17 protein-coding genes are annotated in these 18,290 nt (G+C 70.6%); 7 read left to right on the top strand and 10 right to left on the bottom strand.

The annotated features are described in order from the left end of the window. Positions 1-220 precede the first annotated feature (220 nt). Positions 221-1,129 (bottom strand): lytic polysaccharide monooxygenase auxiliary activity family 9 protein, encoded by a 909-nt coding sequence (locus tag ABT004_RS25435; protein WP_351341144.1) that lies wholly within the window; start codon positions 1,127-1,129, stop codon positions 221-223. A gap of 132 nt (positions 1,130-1,261) precedes the next feature. Then, on the bottom strand, positions 1,262-1,951 hold the full coding sequence (locus tag ABT004_RS25430; protein WP_351341158.1) for a response regulator: 690 nt from the start codon (positions 1,949-1,951) through the stop codon (positions 1,262-1,264). 155 nt (positions 1,952-2,106) lie between these two features. Between ABT004_RS25430 and ABT004_RS25425 the strand changes: the two genes are divergently transcribed. Genes ABT004_RS25425 through ABT004_RS25410 form a run of 4 tightly spaced genes read left to right on the top strand, consistent with a single transcriptional unit; the run spans position 2,107 to position 5,606 of the window. Beyond that, on the top strand, positions 2,107-3,090 hold the full coding sequence (locus tag ABT004_RS25425; protein ID WP_351341141.1) for a Bug family tripartite tricarboxylate transporter substrate binding protein: 984 nt from the start codon (positions 2,107-2,109) through the stop codon (positions 3,088-3,090). Positions 3,091-3,143: 53 nt separating this feature from the next. Continuing rightward, the gene (locus ABT004_RS25420; protein ID WP_351341156.1) at positions 3,144-3,635 is read left to right on the top strand and encodes a tripartite tricarboxylate transporter TctB family protein; all 492 of its coding nucleotides are present in this window, start codon (positions 3,144-3,146) and stop codon (positions 3,633-3,635) included. Between the two features lie 4 nt (positions 3,636-3,639). Then, entirely contained in the window at positions 3,640-5,148 is a 1,509-nt protein-coding gene (locus ABT004_RS25415) for a tripartite tricarboxylate transporter permease (protein ID WP_351341138.1), read from the top strand. Then, entirely contained in the window at positions 5,145-5,606 is a 462-nt protein-coding gene (locus ABT004_RS25410; protein WP_351341135.1) for a GNAT family N-acetyltransferase, read from the top strand. Before ABT004_RS25415 ends, ABT004_RS25410 begins: the two co-directional genes overlap by 4 nt. Positions 5,607-5,639: 33 nt before the next feature. Here ABT004_RS25410 and ABT004_RS25405 read toward each other — a convergent pair whose 3' ends face one another. Continuing rightward, positions 5,640-5,777, bottom strand: coding sequence for a hypothetical protein (locus tag ABT004_RS25405; RefSeq protein WP_351341132.1), 138 nt, complete (start codon positions 5,775-5,777; stop codon positions 5,640-5,642). A 108-nt stretch (positions 5,778-5,885) separates the two neighbouring features. Here ABT004_RS25405 and ABT004_RS25400 point away from each other — a divergent pair, with 108 nt between their 5' ends. After that, positions 5,886-6,497: a class I SAM-dependent methyltransferase gene (locus tag ABT004_RS25400; RefSeq protein WP_351341129.1), complete on the top strand. Its 612-nt coding sequence runs from the start codon at positions 5,886-5,888 to the stop codon at positions 6,495-6,497. On the opposite strand, the gene ABT004_RS25395 is transcribed toward ABT004_RS25400, so the two are convergent. Both ABT004_RS25395 and ABT004_RS25390 read right to left on the bottom strand, forming a co-directional pair. Beyond that, positions 6,490-7,005, bottom strand: a complete 516-nt coding sequence (locus tag ABT004_RS25395; RefSeq protein ID WP_351341126.1) for a ribonuclease FAU-1 family protein — start codon at positions 7,003-7,005, stop codon at positions 6,490-6,492. The two genes, ABT004_RS25400 and ABT004_RS25395, sit on opposite strands and share 8 nt — an antisense overlap. Next, entirely contained in the window at positions 6,980-7,918 is a 939-nt protein-coding gene (locus ABT004_RS25390) for a GNAT family N-acetyltransferase (RefSeq protein WP_351341123.1), read from the bottom strand. Before ABT004_RS25390 ends, ABT004_RS25395 begins: the two co-directional genes overlap by 26 nt. A 77-nt stretch (positions 7,919-7,995) precedes the next feature. Here ABT004_RS25390 and ABT004_RS25385 point away from each other — a divergent pair, with 77 nt between their 5' ends. Further along, positions 7,996-8,361, top strand: a complete 366-nt coding sequence (locus tag ABT004_RS25385) for a GntR family transcriptional regulator (protein WP_351341153.1) — start codon at positions 7,996-7,998, stop codon at positions 8,359-8,361. 140 nt (positions 8,362-8,501) lie between these two features. Here ABT004_RS25385 and ABT004_RS25380 read toward each other — a convergent pair whose 3' ends face one another. After that, positions 8,502-9,596 carry a DUF5925 domain-containing protein gene (locus ABT004_RS25380; RefSeq protein WP_351341120.1) on the bottom strand — a complete coding sequence of 365 codons (1,095 nt, stop codon included), beginning with the start codon at positions 9,594-9,596 and terminating at the stop codon, positions 8,502-8,504. Positions 9,597-9,769: 173 nt separating this feature from the next. On the opposite strand from ABT004_RS25380, the gene ABT004_RS25375 reads away from it, so the two are divergent. Continuing rightward, positions 9,770-11,191 carry a GH39 family glycosyl hydrolase gene (locus tag ABT004_RS25375; protein WP_351341117.1) on the top strand — a complete coding sequence of 474 codons (1,422 nt, stop codon included), beginning with the start codon at positions 9,770-9,772 and terminating at the stop codon, positions 11,189-11,191. Positions 11,192-11,323: 132 nt separating this feature from the next. Here the strand turns inward: ABT004_RS25375 and ABT004_RS25370 are convergent, their stop codons facing one another. The 4 genes from ABT004_RS25370 to ABT004_RS25355 all read right to left on the bottom strand — a co-directional run bounded on the left by ABT004_RS25370 (position 11,324) and on the right by ABT004_RS25355 (position 17,928). After that, positions 11,324-15,265, bottom strand: a complete 3,942-nt coding sequence (locus ABT004_RS25370; RefSeq protein ID WP_351341114.1) for a lipopolysaccharide biosynthesis protein — start codon at positions 15,263-15,265, stop codon at positions 11,324-11,326. Next, positions 15,258-16,073 carry a polysaccharide deacetylase family protein gene (locus ABT004_RS25365; RefSeq protein WP_351341150.1) on the bottom strand — a complete coding sequence of 272 codons (816 nt, stop codon included), beginning with the start codon at positions 16,071-16,073 and terminating at the stop codon, positions 15,258-15,260. Before ABT004_RS25365 ends, ABT004_RS25370 begins: the two co-directional genes overlap by 8 nt. 44 nt (positions 16,074-16,117) lie before the next feature. Continuing rightward, positions 16,118-17,104: a glycosyltransferase family 2 protein gene (locus ABT004_RS25360; RefSeq protein ID WP_451192722.1), complete on the bottom strand. Its 987-nt coding sequence runs from the start codon at positions 17,102-17,104 to the stop codon at positions 16,118-16,120. 83 nt (positions 17,105-17,187) lie between these two features. Beyond that, positions 17,188-17,928, bottom strand: a complete 741-nt coding sequence (locus ABT004_RS25355; RefSeq protein WP_351341147.1) for a glycosyltransferase family 2 protein — start codon at positions 17,926-17,928, stop codon at positions 17,188-17,190. Positions 17,929-18,290 lie beyond the last annotated feature (362 nt).

Raw genomic sequence — 18,290 nt, 5'->3', positions numbered from 1 at the left:
GCCCGGCGGCGGCCCTCGCCCCCCCCGGGGGGGGGCCTCACACAAACCCCCCCCGGCCCCCCCCCCCCCCGCGGCTCCCGGGCCGAAACCCGGGGCTCCGCCCCGGACCCCGCTCCTCAATCGCCGGAGGGGCTTGAAAGGCCTGCTCAATCGCCGCAGGGGCTTGAATGGCCCGACCGCCGCGCGGGTTTGAATGGTGCGATCGCCGCAGGGGATTGGGCTACCGGATGTGGCGGCCAGTCGTTGCGCGGCGGCGCATCGAGGCGAACAGGCCCGCCGCGCCGATCGCCAGGGCAGCCGCGCCGCCCATCGCGATGTACGGGGTGGCGGAGTCGCCCCCCGTCTCCGCCAGGTTCTCCGAACCTCCCTGCGCCGCAGGGGCGTTGGCGTCGTCGTCACCCATGTCCATACCACTGTGGTCGACCGTCGACTTGTCCGCGTCCGCCGCGATCTGCTGGTCCGAGGGCTCGGCCGCCGCGGCCGCGGACGCACCCCCGTACGTCACGTCCGAGCAGGAGTAGAACGCCTCCGGGCTGTCCGAGCGCTGCCAGATGCCGTAGACCAGCTGGCGGCCCGTACGGTCAGGGAGCTTCCCGGAGAACGTGTAGTAGCCGCCCGACGCCGTCGGATCCGTCTTCGTCGCGACCGGGTTCTCCAGGTCCAGGTCGGACCACTTCAGCGGCTTCGACGCGTCGTAGCCCTGCTTCGTCATGTAGAGGTTGAACGTGCCCTTGTGCTGGGCGGTCACCTTGTACTTGAAGGTGTACGAGCCCGCCGAGACCTTCGTCGCGGGCCAGTCGTCGCGGGCCAGGTCCATGCCCTTGAACTCGTCCGAGTTCGCCGAGCACAGCTTGCCGTCCGGGATGTTCTCCTGGTGCTTGCCGCCGGCGGCACCGTCCCGGATGCCGTTCCAGTCGTACAGGGCCTGCGGGCCGCCCTCGGCGACCGCCGCCTTGCACGCCGCCGACGTGGGGCTCTCGGCGCCCTCCGCGTAACAGGCGGCGACCCGGCTGGCGGGGTCACCGAGCGTGCCGTGCGCTGCCGCGGGGGTGGCGGACAGGGCGGTGAACGCGAGGGGGATCGCGCCGACCGTGGTGAGCGCGGCGAGCTTGCGGCGGCTTGCGGGCATGGGGGTACTCCTTGATCGAGTTGCATTGGGGGGTGCGGCAAGGAAGTTAGCCCGAAAAAACGCCCTGTTCGGCCCCTGGGAGCGCTCCGAGTGGATCTTTATGGCCCCCTTAAGACGCCACTCAGACTCCCCTCAGGACACCCACCGATACCGCCGCTCCGGCCGCCCCGTCCCGCCGTAGCGGAGCGTCACCCGCGCTCGGCCCGTTCCCGCGAAGAACTCCAGGTACCGGCGCGCGCTCACCCGCGACAGCGTGCCCGCCTCCTGGGCGCACTCCGTCGCCGAAAGCCCCGCCGGATGCGCGCGCAGCGTCCGCTCCACCAGATCCGCGGTGTGCGCCGCGAGCCCCTTCGGCAGCTCCCTCGAACCCGGCGGGCGGGCGCCGAAGATCCGGTCGACGTCCTCCTGACGCGCCTCGTCCAGATCGTCGAGGCGCGTCCGCAGCTCCGCCACATGCCTCAACTGCTCTTGCAGCGCCGCCTGGTTGAACGGCTTGATGAGGTAGTGCTGCGCCCCCGCCCGCAGCGCCGCCCGCACCACCTCCGCCTCCCGCGCCGCCGTGATGAACAGCGCGTCCACCGCGGTCCTGGCCGGATCCCGCTCCTCCGCCACCCTCAGCGCCCGCAACACCTCGATGCCGTCCATGTCCGGCAAGTACACGTCCAGGAGCACCAGATCGGGCCGCAGCGCCTCCGCGGCGCGCAGCGCCTCCGCGCCGCTGTGCGCCACCCCGGCCACCACGAACCCGTCCATCGCGGACACGCACCGGCTGTGCAGCTTCGCGACCATGAAGTCGTCGTCCACGATCAAGACCTTGATCAAGACCTTTGTCACTGGCGCAGAGTAGGTGCGCGACCACAAGGACCACAACGTCCGTTGCTTGCGGAAGGGAGACAGCTTGTTAACGCGTGGGCAACATGTGGGCCACCTCACAACCGCCCCACAGTCAAAACGAACCCAAGAAGTAGGTGGCACACGTGCGCCTGCGCACACCCCTCGCCCTGCTCGGGGCCGCGCTGCTCGTCCTGGTGGCGCCGCCGCTGCTCACCACGGGCAGCGGCGCCGACACCGGCACCCAGATCCCCGGCCTGCGCCTCATGGTCCCCAACACCCCCGGCGGCGGCTACGACATCACCGCGCGTACCGCCGCCAAGAACGCCGAGGACGCCGGACTCACCCACAACATCGAGGTGTTCAACCTGCCGGGCGCGGGCGGCACCGTCGGCCTGACCCGCCTCGTCGGCGAACACGGCAACGGCAAGCTGGCCATGTCCATGGGCCTCGGCGTCGTCGGCGCCGCCCGCTCCAACCACTCCCCGAAGACCCTCGCCGACACCACACCCATCGCCCGGCTCACCGAGGAGCCCGATGTCGTCGTGGTCGCGAAGGACTCCCCGTACAAGAACATCAAGCAGCTCATCGACGCCTGGAAGAAGAACCCCGGCAAGCTGCCCGTCGGCGGCGGCTCCTCGCCCGGCGGCCCCGACCACCTGGCGCCCATGCTGATGGCGCGCGCCGCCGGCATCCAGCCTAAAAAGGTCAACTACGTGCCCTTCGACGGCGGCGGCGAACTCCTCGCCTCCATCCTCGGCAACAAGGTCGCCTTCGGCGTCTCCGGCGTCGGCGAGTACCTCGACCAGATCAAGAGCGGCGAACTGCGCCTCCTCGCCGTCACGGGACCCGAGCGCGCCTCCGGCCTCGACGGACCCACCCTCAAGGAATCCGGCTACGACGTCGACTTCACCAACTGGCGCGGCATCGTCGCCCCGCCCGGCCTGTCCGGCACCCAGCGCGACAAACTCACCAACCTCGTACGGAAGTTGCACGCTTCCAAGGAGTGGAAGAAGTCGCTGAAGACGAACGGCTGGGACGACGCCTTCCTCGTCGGCGACAAATTCGGCACGTTCCTCGACGCCGAGGACAAGCGGGTCGTGTCCGTACTGAAGGAGCTGGGGCTGTGAATCCGGTAGAGCCTGTGACCGCCACCGACACCCGCCCCGATGAGGGCCCGCGCATGTCCTGGCTGCGCTCCCACTCCGAACTCGGCGTCTGCGTCCTGCTGTTGGCGCTCGGCATCCTCGTCCTCACCGACGCGCTCACCATGAACGTCGACATCGCACAGCGCGGGCCCGTCGGCCCGAAGACCGTGCCGATCGTCGTCGGCATCGGCCTCCTCGTCGTCGCCGTCCTGCTCGCCGTCGACGTACTGCGCGGCGGCAAGGGAGAGGCAGAGGCGGGCGAGGACGTCGACCTGGCCGAACCCGCCGACTGGCGCACCGTGCTGCTGCTCGCGGGCGTCTTCCTCGCCACCGCCGTGCTCATCGAGCCGCTCGGCTTCCCGCTCGCGGGCGCGCTGCTGTTCTGGGGCGCGGCGTACGCGCTCGGCAGCCGCCACCTCACCCGCGACCCCCTGATCGCCGCAGGACTCTCCCTCCTGACCTTCGTCCTCTTCAACAACCTGCTCGGCGTCCCCCTGCCGGGCGGCCCCTTGATGGGAGTGCTGTAACGCGATGGACGCCCTCAACTCCCTTCTCGACGGCTTCGGCACCGCCCTCACCCCCATCAACCTCCTCTGGGCGGCCATCGGCGTCCTGCTCGGCACCGCCATCGGCGTGCTGCCCGGCATCGGCCCCGCCATGGCCGTCGCCCTGCTCCTCCCGGTGACGTACGGACTCGAACCCACCGGCGCGTTCATCATGTTCGCGGGCATCTACTACGGCGCCATGTTCGGCGGCTCGACGACGTCCATCCTGTTGAACACGCCCGGCGAGAGCGCCGCCGTGGTCGCCGCCATGGAGGGCAACCCCATGGCGAAGTCCGGACGCGGCGCGCAGGCCCTCGCGGCCGCCGCCATCGGACACTTCGCGGGCGGCATGATCGGCACGATCCTCCTGGTCGCCCTCGCCCCGAAGGTCGCCTCGCTCGCCGTCGACATCGGCGCGCCCGACTACTTCGCCATCATGGTCCTCGCGTTCATCGCGGTGACCTCGGTCCTCGGCTCGTCCCGCGTACGCGGCCTCGCGTCCCTCCTCATCGGACTCACCATCGGCCTGGTCGGGTTGGACCAGATGACGGGCCAACAACGCCTCACCTTCGGCTCGTTGCAGCTCGCCGACGGCGTCGACGTCGTCATCGTCGCGGTCGGCCTCTTCGCCATCGGCGAGGCCCTGTGGGTGGCCGCCCACCTGCGCCGCACGAGCGGCGAGGCGATCCCCGTCGGCCGCCCCTGGCTCGGCGGTTCGGATGTGAAGCGCACCTGGAAGTCCTGGCTGCGCGGCCCCCTCATCGGCTTCCCGTTCGGCGCGATCCCCGCGGGCGGCGCCGAAATCCCCACGTTCCTCTCCTACGTCGCCGAGAAGCGCCTGTCCAAGCACAAGGACGAGTGGGGCAAGGGCGCCATCGAGGGCGTCGCGGGCCCGGAATCGGCGGCCTCCGCATCGGCGGCGGGCACCCTCGTCTCCATGCTCACCCTCGGCCTCCCGACGACCGCGGTCGCCGCGGTCATGCTCGCGGCCTTCCAGCAGTACGGAATCCAGCCGGGCCCGCTCCTCTTCGAACGCGAACCGGACCTGGTGTGGGGCCTCATCGCATCCCTCTTCGTCGGCATGGTGCTGCTGCTCGCCCTGAACCTCCCCCTGGCCCCCGTCTGGGCGAAGCTCCTGCGCATCCCCCGCCCGTACCTCTACGCCGGCATCCTCTTCTTCGCGGCGGTCGGCGCGTACGCGGTCGGCGGCGAGGCCATCGACCTCGTCATCCTGCTGGTCATTGGCCTCATCGGCTTCGGCATGCGCCGCTACGGACTGCCCGTGCTGCCCGCCGTCATCGGCGTCATCCTCGGCCCGAACGCCGAGCAACAGCTGCGCCGCGCCCTCCAGATCAGCGACGGCAGCGTCAGCGGCCTGGTCAACACGCCGTTCTCCGTGACGGTCTACGCGGTCGTCCTGCTCATCGTGGCGTGGCCGCTGCTGAAGAAGCTGGTGGTGCGCGGGAGGGGGAGTGACGTAGACAGGACGGCATGACCGACGAGAGCCGTGAACCCGTGATCCGCCGGGCGACGCCCGCCGACGTGCCCGCCGTCAAGGCGGTCACGGACGCGGCGTACCACCACTACATCGCCCGCATCGGCGTCGTACCGGCACCCATGGAGGCCGACCACGCGGCGAACGTGGCGGCGGGCCTGGTCCACGTCACGGGCGCCCCGGACGTGACCGGCCTGGTCGTGGTCGAGTCCCGCCCCGACCACCTCTTCCTCGACAGCATCGCGGTCCACCCCGACGCCCATGGGCAGGGGGTGGGGCGCCGCCTGCTCGCGTTCGTGGACGACCACGCACGCGTACTGGGGCTCCCCGAAGTACGGCTCTACACGAACGCCCTCATGTGGGAGAACCAGGAGCTGTACCCGCGCTACGGATACGAGGTCGTGGAGCGCCGCACGGACGGCCCCTACGACCGGGTCCACTACGTCAAGCGGCTGTGACTGCGCGTCTGAATGTCATACGACCGGCCCCGCTCACTCGTCCGGCCACCACGTCTTGCGGACGTCCTTGCGCACTTCGGGGCGTTCCTGCTTCACGTCGGCCGCGTCTTCGCGCAGCCGGCGCGTGATGGTGCTCGCCCCGGTCGGCTTGTGCATGGTCACTCGGCGCATGGTGCCTCCTGTACCTACACGGGCCCCAACGTGGTGCCGTTGTAGACCTGTTCCCGGAGCGTGGCCCTTCAAAGCGCAATTGTCAGTGGCGGATGTCACGGTGGGGCCATGACGACATTCGGGGGAACGGCTGACGGCGCGATCGACTGGGACGCGATGGCGGGTGATTTCGACGACGAACCCGACCATGGGCTGCAGGATCCCGAGGTGCGGGCCGCCTGGGCTTTTCGGCTTGCGGAGTGGCTGCCGGAGGGAGCCTGTGACGTGGTGGATCTCGGGTGCGGGACGGGCAGTCTGTCACTCCTCGCGGCCGAGCGGGGGCATCGCGTGACCGGGGTGGACAGCGCGCCGAGGATGCTGGACCTTGCCCGGCGCAAGCTCGCGGGGCGTGACACGGAGTTTCTCCTCGGGGACGCGGCGGAGCCGCCGGTGCGGGCGGGGGCGTACGACGTGGTGCTGGCGCGGCACGTGTTGTGGATGCTTCCCGATATCGGGGACGTGCTGAGGCGGTGGGTGGCGCTGCTCAGGCCCGGTGGGCGGCTCGTCCTGGTGGAGGGCGTGTGGGGTGAGGTGAGCCCGGTCGGGATATCGGCGGCGCGGTTGACGGAGGCGCTCGCGCCGCTCGTCGCGGATGTCCGGTGGGAGTCCCTGTCGGGGGACGCGCGGCTGTGGGGGCGGGAGGTCGTGGATGAGCGGTATGTGGTGGTCGCTGTTAAGTGAGTGGCTGGTGGGTGAGGAGGGTGGTGAACTCGCCCTGTTTGGCGAGGTGTTCGAGGTCGTCGAGGGCCCGGACCGCGTTCTGTGCGGCCTGCGGGTCCCGGTCGGTGAGACCGCTCTCGGCGAACTCGTCCTCGTCCAGGCGGATCACCTGGCTGCCGTCCGCCGACACCCACAGGTCGAGGTCCAGGTCCTCGGAGAGGATGTCGCCGTCGGGGGTGCGGACGGCGGGGCGAGTGACGTCGCAGTACCAGCCCTTCAGGGTGCCGTCGGCCGTGCGGACCTCTTTGATTGCGTACCAGCGGTCGCGCCAGTAGTGCTCGGTGAAGACGTCGCCGGGGGCGAACCGGACGAAGCCGAAGTCGCGTACGCCCTCGCCGGCCCAGTTGGCGCGGACCGTGACGTGGGCGCCGTCGTCGTGGAGGAGCCGGGCCGGGTAGGTGATCTTTGTGTGGCCCGCTTTGATCAGGCGGATCTGCACGCGGTCATGAGGTGGTGAGGGTGCGGGCATGGCGGATCTCCGTCGCGTCGAGGGTGTAGCCGAACCATTTGTTGATCGCGAGCATCGGTTCGTTTCCGGTGTCGTTGCCCGTGTACGCCACCGTGATGCCGGCGGCGCGGGCCCGGTGCAGGGAGTCGTTCTTGGCGAGTTTGGCGAGGCCGCGGCCGCGGTGGGCGCGGGCCGTGCCGGTCATGCCCGAGACGTAGCGGCCCTCGCCGTCGGTGAGCGCCGCCGTGAAAGCCGCAGGGGTGCCGTCCACGACGGCCACCGTCGTCAGCTCGTGGCTGAGGAGGGGGTGGCGCCATGTGTCGCGCAACCACTGCTCGTAGTCCGTGAGTTCGGCCTGGATGTCGCCCGGCTCGTCGACGGTGGCCGCCGCGTCCAGGTCGAAGAGGGGGCGGGGGTCGGCCGCGTAGGCGGAGGCGGTGCGCAACTCCACGTGGGGCGGGAGAGGTTGGCGGGGCGGGAGGTCGCCGGCCGTGAAGTCGAGGCGGAGGAAGTGGGCGCTGCGGCTCGCGCGGTAGCCGCGGGTGGCGGCCCAGGCCAGGTTGCGTGGGGCGTCCAGGGCCCAGCAGTGCACCTCCGTCGCGCCGTGCTGCGCGAGGTGTTCTTCGGCCGTGCGCAGCAGGAGGGTCCCGGCGCCGTGGCCCGTGTGCTCCGGATGTACGTATACGTTCGCGTAGCCCTGGCCCGGCTCCGGGCTGTCGTACGCGAGGCCCACCTGCGCGGTGCCGATCGCCTCGCCGTCGCCCGTCTGTGCGATCAGCTGGCGGTAGTGGGCGTCGGGGTGGGCGTGCGCGGCGTCGTACGCGACGGACGCGGGGGTCGCCAGCATGGCGGGGAGACAGGCTCGCCGGATGCGGGCGAAGGCATCGGTGTCGGCCGGGTCGTCCAGGCGCAGCGTGCGCACGATCACGGTCATGGGGGCGCACGCTACGCGCCGTGCGCTACCGGGTGCCTCTCATTTTCGGGGGCTGCGGGAGAATCGACCGCGTGACGATGAAGATCGATATCCGCATTGACGACAGCGCGGCGCCGTTCGAGCAGGTGCGGGCGCAGATCTCCGAGCTCGCGCGGTCGGGGGTGCTGCCCGTCGGGTACAAGCTGCCCACGGTGCGGGGGCTCGCCGAGGAGCTGGGGCTCGCGGCGAACACGGTGGCCAAGGCGTACAAGGCGCTGGACGCGGACGGGGTGATCGAGACGCGGGGGCGGAACGGCACGTTTGTCGCTGCCGCGGGGGATGCGGCGGAGCGGGAGGCCGTGGTGGCGGCGCAGGCGTACGCGGAGCGGGTTCGCCGCCTGGGCCTCTCGGAGGATGCGGCTCTGTCGGCGGCGCGGGACGCTGTGCGCGCGGCGTACGCGTAGGTGGAGCCCCTTGTCTCCCCGCCCCTTCCCGAAAGTCCTGCCGGACGGGCCTGCTCAATCGCCGCAGGGGCTATAAATGGCCCCGCCGGCGATTGAGGCGCGGGGTCCGGGGCGGAGCCCCGGGGCGTGGGGGGCGGGGCCTACAGGTACAACCCCGCCTCCGACCCACCCCGCGGATCCGGTACCTGGGTCGGAGACACTCCGCGGCGCAACGCGTACAGCTCCGCCAACGTCGCGCCCTCGCGGCTCACGCCCTCCTCCGATCCCAGCCAGTCGACCGACTCGCGGCGGGTCAGTGGGGAGACCTCGATGCGGGCCAGGCAGCGGCCGGGGCGGACCACCGCGGGGTGGAGGCGCTCCAGGTCCTCGTTGGTGGTGACGCCGACCAGGACGTTGCGGCCCTGGCCAAGGAGGCCGTCCGTCAGGTTCAGCAGACGGGAGAGCGCCTGGCCCGCCGTGTGCTTCGCCTCGCCGCGGATCAGCTCGTCGCAGTCCTCCAGGAGGAGCAGGCGCCAGCGCCCGTTCGCCGAGCCGTCGTCCTCGCCGATCGCGATGTCCATCAGGTAGCCGACGTCGGAGAAGAGCCGCTCCGGGTCCAGGACGCAGTCGACCTGGCACCAGTCCCGCCACGAGCGGGCCAGGGTGCGCAGGGCCGACGTCTTGCCCGTGCCCGGCGGGCCGTGCAGCAGGAGCAGGCGGCCCGCGATGTCCTCGGGGCGCGTCTTCATCAGCCCGTCCATCGCCTCGGCGACCGGTGCCGTGTAGTTGGCCCGCACCTCCTCCCACGTACCGGCCGAGATCTGGCGCGTCGTGCGGTGCGGGCCGCGGCGCGGTGACACGTACCAGAAGCCCATCGCCACGTTCTCCGGCTGCGGTTCCGGTTCGTCGGCCGCGCCGTCCGTTGCCTGCCCCAGGACCTTCTCCGCCAGCTCCGCCGTCGTCGCCGTCACGGTGACGTCCGCGCCCCTGCTCCATCGGGAGATGAGCAGCGTCCACCCGTCGCCCTCGGCGAGCGTCGCGCTGCGGTCGTCGTCGCGCGCGGAGCGCAGCACCCGGGCGTTCGGCGGCAGCAGCGTCGCGGCGGAGCGCACCCGGTCGATGTTCATCGCGTGCGAGTAGGGCTGCTCGCCCGTGGCGAAGCGGCCGAGGAACAGCGCGTCGACGACGTCGGAGGGCGAGTCGCTGTCGTCGACGCCCAGCCGGACCGGCAGCACATCGAATGGGTTCGCAGACATGCCGCCATGATCCGGCACGAACGGGTCTCCCGCACGCAATTTCCGCAGCGTGCCCCCTTCCTTGTACCGGCCGACACCGGCCGACACGCGCACCCCGGCTGTCGAACCTCGTTACGAGTCCGTGGCAACGGAGCTGGTCCTTCCACCAACTCCCCTCGTTACTCTTGTCCTTGATGGGACGTCATGGGTGGGAATCGGGGGCGCGGCGATGGCGGCTCATCGCCCTGCTCGGCGTGGGTATGGCCGTACTGGCCCTGGTGCTGACGGTGATCAGCACGCTTCCGGACGGCAAGCAGAGCACCGCGGGCACTACCACCGACGGTGACCGGGTGCACGGCACGCCCGGTGAGCCGCCGAAGGAGCTGGGGCCGCAGGTCGGTTGGGGGTTCACGCACACGCAGTTCTCCGCCGACGAGGGTTCGTCCGCCGCGACCGAGCGCGCGGAGAAGCTGCTGGGGGAGCGGCCGATGCCGCAGAACCAGCACATCATGGGCTGGGGTGCGAGCAACCCGGAGCCGGTGAAGGGGCGTTACCAGTTCGAGGAGATGGACCGGCGGATCGACTTCGTCCGCAAGTCCGGCGGCACGCCCGTGGTCACGCTGTGCTGCGCGCCCGACTGGATGAAGGGCGGCAAGGCGGGCGTCGGCAACACGGACTGGAGCAAGGCCAGCCTGGAGACCGCCCCGTCGCCCGAGCACTACAAGGACTACGCGAACCTCGCGGCGACGGTCGCCAAGCGGTACCCGTACGTCCGGCACTTCATCGTCTGGAACGAGTTCAAGGGCTTCTGGAACGACGACGCGGGCCGCTGGGACTACGAGGGGTACACGAAGCTCTACAACCTCGTCTACAAGGCGCTGAAGGGCGTTCGTAAGGACATCATGGTCGGTGGGCCCTATCTCGTCATGGACAGCCTCCATCCGCAGCAGACGGACGGCGGGTCCGATGCGGTCAAGGGGGCCTGGGGGCGGATGGACCAGCGGATCGTCGATGCCTTCGGCTACTGGAACAAGAACAAGACCGGCGCCGATTTCGTCGTTGTCGACGGGTCCAGTTATACGAACGACGACGAGCTGTTGCCGGACGAGTTCGCCGCCACCGACAAGTTCACCGACGTCAGTGAGTGGATCGAGCGACAGACCGACGGGCTGCCGTTGTGGTGGGCGGAGTACTACGTGGAGCCGGCCGACAGCCGGGACGAGCGGCAGGGCTGGAGCGAGTCGCACCGTGTCGCCGTGCAGGCCTCCGGGATGATCGCGATGGCCAGGGGCGGGGCGACGTCCGGGTTCTACTGGAACCCGGAGGACGAGAAGGGTGCGGGGTGCGCGGGTTGCCTGTGGCGGCCCACGGACCGGGCCTCCGGGGGGAGTGCGTTGCCGATGTACGGGTTGGTGTCGCGGTTCAACGAGGAGTTCGGGCCGGGGACGAGGTTTGAGCGGGTGGCGGTGGCCAGGGACGATGTGCCGAATGTGCGGGTGCTGGCGGATGACGATGCGGTGCTTGTTGTGAATACGTTGAAGCGTTCCATCAGCGCGAAGGTCGACGGCAAGCGGTTCGAGATGCGCGGGTACGAGGTGAAGTGGTTGCGGCGGTAGTTCCCCTGCGGTCGATGTGCGTTGCGGGCGCGGGGCTCTGCCCCGGACCCCGCTGGCTCTCGTCCGAAAGGCGGGGCTTGATTTTGCCGCACCGGGCTTGAAGGGCCTGCTCAAGCGCCGCGTGGGCTTGAATTACGTCAGGCCCATCGTTATGAAGCGTTGGATCAGGGATGCGAGGAGCACCGCGAGTAGAGGTAGTGAGAACCAGAAGGTGCTTTGGAGCCAGCGGAGTTGGCGGATGCTTGGGCGGAGTGCGACGCGGACCACCTCGCGTGCCGTGAGCAGCACGATCAGGGCGGCTGCCGCGAGTGCGCCCACCAGTGACCACGGTGTCCAGGTGATCTGCGGTCCGATCGGGCCCGGTTCGGCCTTCGCGACCTTGCCCGGTGGCTCCTTGCGCAGTTGGTACATGGTCACGTCCGCGTTGACGTAGACCTTCTTCAGCTCCTTGCGGCGGTCCAGGTTCTCGACGAGGCGTGTGGGCCAGGCCTTGGAGTAGCCGACGTCCATCTGGAGATAGACGACCTGGCTCTTGTTGAGCATCAGGTACGAGTTGGGGCCCGCGTCCTTGAGTGCCTTGACCAGGCCGCCGACGAGGACCGGGTCGACGGGCGCGAGCGTCGGGACGTAGTTGACCTTCTCCATGTCGCGGGCACCCCAAGGCAGCGCGGGCGTCACGTTGTTGACCGTGTCGTTGCTCATCCACAGGAGCCGTACGGTCGGGTCGTCGTGGGCGTAGACGTAGTCCATCGCGGCGACCTCGCCCGGCCGGATCCGCTCGAACGGCTCGTTGCCCCAGCGGGCCACCAGGAAGCCGCCCATGAGGATCAGGCCCACCATGAGCGCGGCCAGCGGGGCGAGGCTGATGCGGTCCTTGTCGCGTTCCTTCGCCGTGGCGCCGGTGCGCGGGAAGAGCGCGAGCCCGCAGAGGAGTGCGACGCCGGGCAGGGCGAACATAAAGACGCGCAGCGCCATCTCGCCGCCGTAGGACTGCATGCCGAAGCCCAGGAACGGGACGAAGGCCAGCACGATCAGCGAGCGCTCGCGGTACTTCCAGTCGCGGCGCCGCCACCAGCCGTAGCAGGCGAACGCCAGCACGGCGCCGGCGAGCAGCACGCGCGTGTAGAGGACGAGTTTGTGGGACGAACTGCCTTCCTGGATACGTCCGGAGACCGAGGACGTCACGTTGCCGCCGACGCCGCCGATCCCGCCGAACAGGTCGTTGAAGTGCCCCGACCAATACGGCTCGGCGAGGAAGCCGAGCCAGACGACGACGATGACGCCGAAGAGGAGGGGCAGGCCGCGCAGTTCGGACCTGCCGACCAGGACCAGGACCGCGAGGACGCCCAGCATCACGAACGGGGTCAGCTGGTGTGCCGGGACCGTCGCCGCGAACAGGGCGATCAGGACGACGAGCAGCACCGCGCGCTGCCGTCTGTCGGTCGGCGCGACCTCGGCCTCCCCGGGGCGCCGTTTCCCCCACAGCATGCGGGGCGCCCGGAAGTAGACCAGCAGGATCGCCACGAAGACCAGATAGAGGAGATACGTGAAGCCCTGCGGCGAGAAGTAGTCCTGACCCACCCAGCCGCTCAGGACGAAGATCCAGACGCTGGACCACTTGGCACGCCAGCTCGCCCGTATTGAGCGAAGGAGCAGGAACATCGGGGCGAGGTAGAGGAGTTGGATGGCCGTCGGCCACCAGCGGATCAGCTCGGTGAGGTCGTTGACGCCGCAGGCCTTCGCGAGGAACGCGGCCGCGGCGAAGAATCCGGGCCAGCTCCAGCGGGCGTCCAGGTCGGGGACCGCGGAGCCGGTGCGGTCGATGTAGTCCATGAAGCCCAGGTGCTGCCAGGCCGTCGCGAACCGCGGCTCCGCCTCGATGACCGCGGGCAGCGCGTGCAGCGACACGACGGTGGCGAGCAGCGTCAGCAACAGCAGGCGTTTGTGCGGGCGTTCGAGCCACAGGAGTGAGGCGAAGACGCCGATGAGCAGGGCCGCGCCGAGCAGTGTCACGGGGGGCAGGACGGAGATCAGGCCGAGCCCGCCCATCCGGTCCAGGTCGGCCTCGCCCATCCCGAGGACGGGCCCCCAGTAGAGCCCGACGGCCGCCACGAGGAGCAGCGCGAGGACGACGACGGTGGGGGTGAGTGGAGTGAGCCTTGTGAGCCCGGGCGGCTCCGCCGGTTTGGCGGTGGGTAGCGGGACGACCGGATCGGGCTCGGGCTCCGCGACCGGGCCGGGGACGGGGTCGGTTTCGGTCTCGGGCCCGGTTTCGGTCTCGGTTTCGGTCTCTGTTTCGAAGGCCAGGTCGACGGCCTCCGGGTACGGGTCGGGCTCGAGGAGCGAATCGTCCTCCCCGTGGATGTCGCTCGACGCCTGGGATGCGGAGGCGGAGGCGGGCCCGGAAACGGACCCGGAAGCGGGCGGGGGAGGGGACTTGGTCGCCCACGTGGGCATGTGTGTGCCGGCCGGTGGTGTCATCGGCCCCGGACGGACGTCGGGGCGGCGCTCCTGGTGGTCCAGGTTCAGCTGCACCGCGAGTTGCAGCGTGTCCGAGTCCATCGCGTCGCGCAGCGCCCACTTGGGGCTCTCCTCCGTGGCGGTCCGCGTCTTCGGCGTGCCCAGGTCGGCCAGGTCGCCGTCGGGTGGCGCGTCCTCGGGTGTCGGCGCGGCGGGAGCGGCGGCGCGCACCACACGCCACAGTTTCGGCGCGGCGATCGCCACGATCACGGTGAGCGAGGAGATCTCGGCGACGCCCGCGCCGGTGAGCCCCATCCGGGGCAGGAGCAGCAGCGTGAGGCCGAGCACGAGCAGGCACAACAGGCCCTGGAGCCAGGCGAGTCCGGAGGTCCGGCTCTGTGCGCGCAGCACCGCGAAGTACGTCTCCATGACGACTCGCAGCGCCGCCCCGACCGCGAACCAGCGCAGCAGCGGGGTCGCCGCGTCCGCGTAGTCGGCGCCGAACACATGAAGCACGTACGGGGCGAGGAGGAAGAGCAGGGCGCAGATCGGGAGCATGATGCGGGCCATGCGGCGCAGCGCGGCCCGGGTGTTGGCGGCGAGCTGCGCCGGGTCGTGCGAGCCCTCCACGGTCAGCGAGGCGCCCATGTTGATGGCCAGCAGGTTGACCGTGCCGCCGATCGTGGTCGCGATGTAGAAGTACGCGTTGTCCGCCGAGCTGACCTGCGAGGCGATGAGTACCGGAACCAGGTAGACGACGGCGAGCGAGAACAGCGAGCCCGTGTAGTCGCCCGCGAGGAACCGGCCCATCTCGCGCAGCTTGGGCGGTTCCGCCTTGCCGTCCGTCGCCGCGATGTGCCGCGGCACGAGCCGCCGGAACACGAGCAGGCCGAGCGGGACCACGGAGAACGCGATCGCGACGACCCACGAGACGAACACCCCGGTCGTCGCCAACGCGCCCGCGAACGCGACGAGCAGCCCCAGCTTCACCAGCGAGAACACCGTGTTGCCCACCGGCACCCACAGCGCGCTGCGCAGCCCGGTGAGCACCCCGTCCTGCAACGTGAGCAGCGACCAGGCGACGACGGCCGCGATGAAGCCCAGGCCGTTGAGCGTTCCGTGTAGGAAGCGGTACGAGGGCCCCCACACGTCGAGCGTGAGCAGGAAGATCAGCGCGGCGAATGAGACGACCGCCGAACTCCCCGCGTACGTACGGAAGATGAACCGTCCGGTCGCGCGCCCGGCGATCGGGATGAAGCGGGCGAGGGCCCCGGTCAGTGTCACGGCGGTGAGCCCCGCGAGGAACTTCATCGCCGCGATCGCCGCCGAGCCCTGACCGACCGCGTCCGCCGTGTAGTAGTGCGCCGCGGCCAGCCAGAAGCCGACGCCGAGCACGCCGGAGATGCCGGTGTTCAGCATCAGCGCATAGGCGTTCCGGAACAGCTGGCTCCCGCCCCCCGACCCGCCCATGCCGTCTTCTGTGCCCTTCTTGCCGCGCCCTATGCCGGGCAGGGGCAGCGGCAGCCTGAGCCGGCGTCCTGCGGGGGCCGGGGCTTCGGTGTCGGTCGTGGTGGCCGGGGTGCCCTGGGCGCGGGTGGTCGTCGTGTCAGACACGGGTACGTGGGCCCTTCTGGCGGAGCGTGCCGGGCATCAGGGCTGCCGCCCTGCGGCCGGCCTGCCGGGCTCTGCGGACCACGGCGTACCCCTTGGTGAGGGCGCGGTCCCCGGCGAAGGCGCGGCCGATGGCGCGGCCGTCGATGAGCCGCTCGAACTCGGTGACGTCGGTCGAGCGGCGCACGGTGACCCGCCGCAGGGCGTAGGGGCCCTGCGGGCGCCGGGCGAGCGCGTTGCCGACAGCGAGCGACTGGGCGAACCCGGCCGCGCGCACCGCCTGCCGCACCCGGCGGTCGGAGTGGCCGTACGGATACGCGAAGGAGACCGGTGGCAGGCCCAGCTCGCCGGAGACGATGTCCCGGCAGCGCAGCAGCTCGAACTCCAGGTCGGTGTCGTCGAGTTGGTCGAGCTGCGGATGCGTGTGGCTGTGTCCGCCGATCTCCACGCCCTGCCCGGCGAGCGCGCGCACCTGGCCCCAGTCGAGCATCGTGTCGAGCCCGCCCCCGGTGTCGTACGCGCCGCGCAACCACCCCGTAGAGACGAACAGGGTGGCTGCGAAGCCGTGCTTGGCGAGGCTCGGCAGGGCGTGTGTGTGGACACCTTCGTAACCGTCGTCGAAGGTGATCAGGACGGGCCGCTCCGGGAGCGCCCGGCTGCCGCCGCCGCGCCAGATCCCGGCGAGCTCGGCGGTGGTCAGCGGGGTGCAGCCGTGGTCGGCGAGCAGCTCCATCTGCTCGGCGAACTGGGCGGGTGAGACCGACAGTTGACGGGTCTCGGGATTCGGGTCGGAGGAGACGGCGTGGTACATGAGGATCGGTACGGACCCGCCGTCGGACCTCCGCTGCTGCACGCTCACGCTGCCGCCTCCGTTCTCCCGGATTCCTTCGCGGGCGCGTCGATCTCCGCCACGGTGAAGGTCGCGCCCGCGCCGCGCGCCCGCAAGGTGCCGAGCGCATAGCCCCCGGCCGCCGTCAGCACCCCGGCCACGATCGCCCCTGCGCGGCCCGCGCCGCCGGCCCGGCCGAGTGCGAAGTCCCGCACACCGCGCGCGGCTCCGGCCGGCAGCACTCGCGTCGAGTACGCGCGCTCCGTCTCAAGTCCCTTGTCGGCGCCGACACTTCGGGCGACCAGCGCCTTGGAGAGGCCCTCGGCGTAGGTGCGCGTACGGAAGTAGGCGAAGTGTTCGCGGGCGGCCGGCACCCGGTGGTGGATGACGGCCCGGTCGTCGATCAGGAGCACCGCGTCCGGTCTCGCCCGCGTGATCCGGATGCACAGCTCCGTCTCCTCGCAGCCCAGCGGGCGCTTGTCGCCGTCGCGGCCGATGCCGGTCGCGAAGCCGCCCGCGATGTCGAAGGCGCGGCGCCGGAACGAGGCGTTGCCGCCGAGCACGTTGCGCACCTCGACCTTGCCGCGCGGCAGGCCCTTGTACGAGCAGCCCACCACCCAGTCGAACTCCGCCGGGAACCAGAGGGGCCTGCGGCCCGAGGCCCAGATCGGTTCGGTGTGCCCGCCGACCGCGAGGACGCGCGGGTCGGCGTATCCGTCGGCGAACCAGTGCAGCCAGTCGCGCTCGGCGACGGCGTCGTCGTCCAGGAACGCGATGATGTCGCCGCGGGCGGTGGCGATCCCGGTGTTGCGTCCGGCGGACAGTCCGCGCGGGCCGGCGTTCGCCAGCACCCTCGTATCCGCCGCTCCCTCGAACTTCGCGGCGAGGCGCTCCAGCAGTACCGGGTTGTGGTCGACGACGAGGAGGGTCTCCAGGGAGGAGTACGACTGCTGCCGCACGGAGTCGACGGCGGCGAGGATGTCGGTCCAGCGGTCTTCGGTGTACACGCAGATGACGACCGAGAAGGTTGCGGCCTCGGGGCTCTGCCCCGGACCCCGCGCCTCAAACGCCGGCGGGGCCTGATTCGGACGCCCCGTCAAGACCCGTCCCCCCGAACCAGGTTGAGCCTCGGCGCAGCCGACCGGCGGCGGAGATCGCGCCGGTTGGAGCGCTCCCGCACGATCACCTTGAGCACGCGCAGCCCGTCCCGCACGGCCCGGAGGTTGCTCGCGCCGTGGATCCGGAGGTACTCGTGGCTCGGGATCTCCTGGACCTTCAGGCCCGCCTTGACGACCCGGATGTTCATCAGGGTCTCCACTTCGAACCCGGTGCAGTCGAGGTCGATCTCGTCGAGGCAGTGCCGCCAGAACGCGTTGTACCCATAGCAGAGGTCGGTGTAGCGGGCCCCGAACTTCGCGTTGACGGTCGAGCACAGCGCCCAGTTGCCGAGCTTGCGGATGGGCGTCATGTCGTCCGTGCCGCCGCCGTTGGCGAACCGCGAGCCCTTGGCGAAGTCGGCGCCGGAGACGAGCGCGGAGACGTAGGAGACGATCTCCTGGCCGTCGGCGGAGCCGTCCGCGTCGACCATCACGATGATGTCGCCCGAGCAGGCCTTGAAGCCGGTGATCAGGGCATCCCCCTTGCCCTTTCCGCGCTGCGGTACGACCACGACTTCGGGCCACAATTCTCTGGCCACTTCCACGGTGTTGTCGGTGGAATTGCCGTCCACCAGGACGACTTCGTGGATCCAGTCGGGAAGGGTCTTGAAGACGTACGGAAGATTCTCCGCCTCGTTCATGGCCGGAATGACCACGCTGACCCGCGGCGCGATCGCCATGTGCGTGGAGATGGCCCGGTAACGGGCGGGAATTCGGCCTTCCGGTGGTGTCCCCTCGGGTATCACCGGAGGCACAACGGAACTGCTCATGAGTCTGGTCCCTCTCGTCCGGTGGACCGCCCGCCCCCGGGCGGTCCGGCTTCGTGTCCGGTTCGAAAGGGGGGTTGTCACCCCGTGCGGCCACGCCGGAAGAGCTCTCCGTGCAGGCCGGGTGAGCTGGCATTGCACACCGGTTTGTCGGACCGGTCGCGCGGCACGCGACCCGGCGACCCAGGACGCCGAAGCGAGCGGCTCACCGGAACGCGGCACCCCCCTGCCGCGCCCCGCTCCGGACCTTCGCGACCTCGGTCCCTCCCCTAGAT

The sequence above is a fragment of the Streptomyces sp. NPDC002790 genome (assembly GCF_040295505.1).
GTDB lineage: Bacteria > Actinomycetota > Actinomycetes > Streptomycetales > Streptomycetaceae > Streptomyces.
Note: the sequence above shows the minus strand (reverse complement) of the source record. Positions and strands in the feature narration are given on the sequence as shown.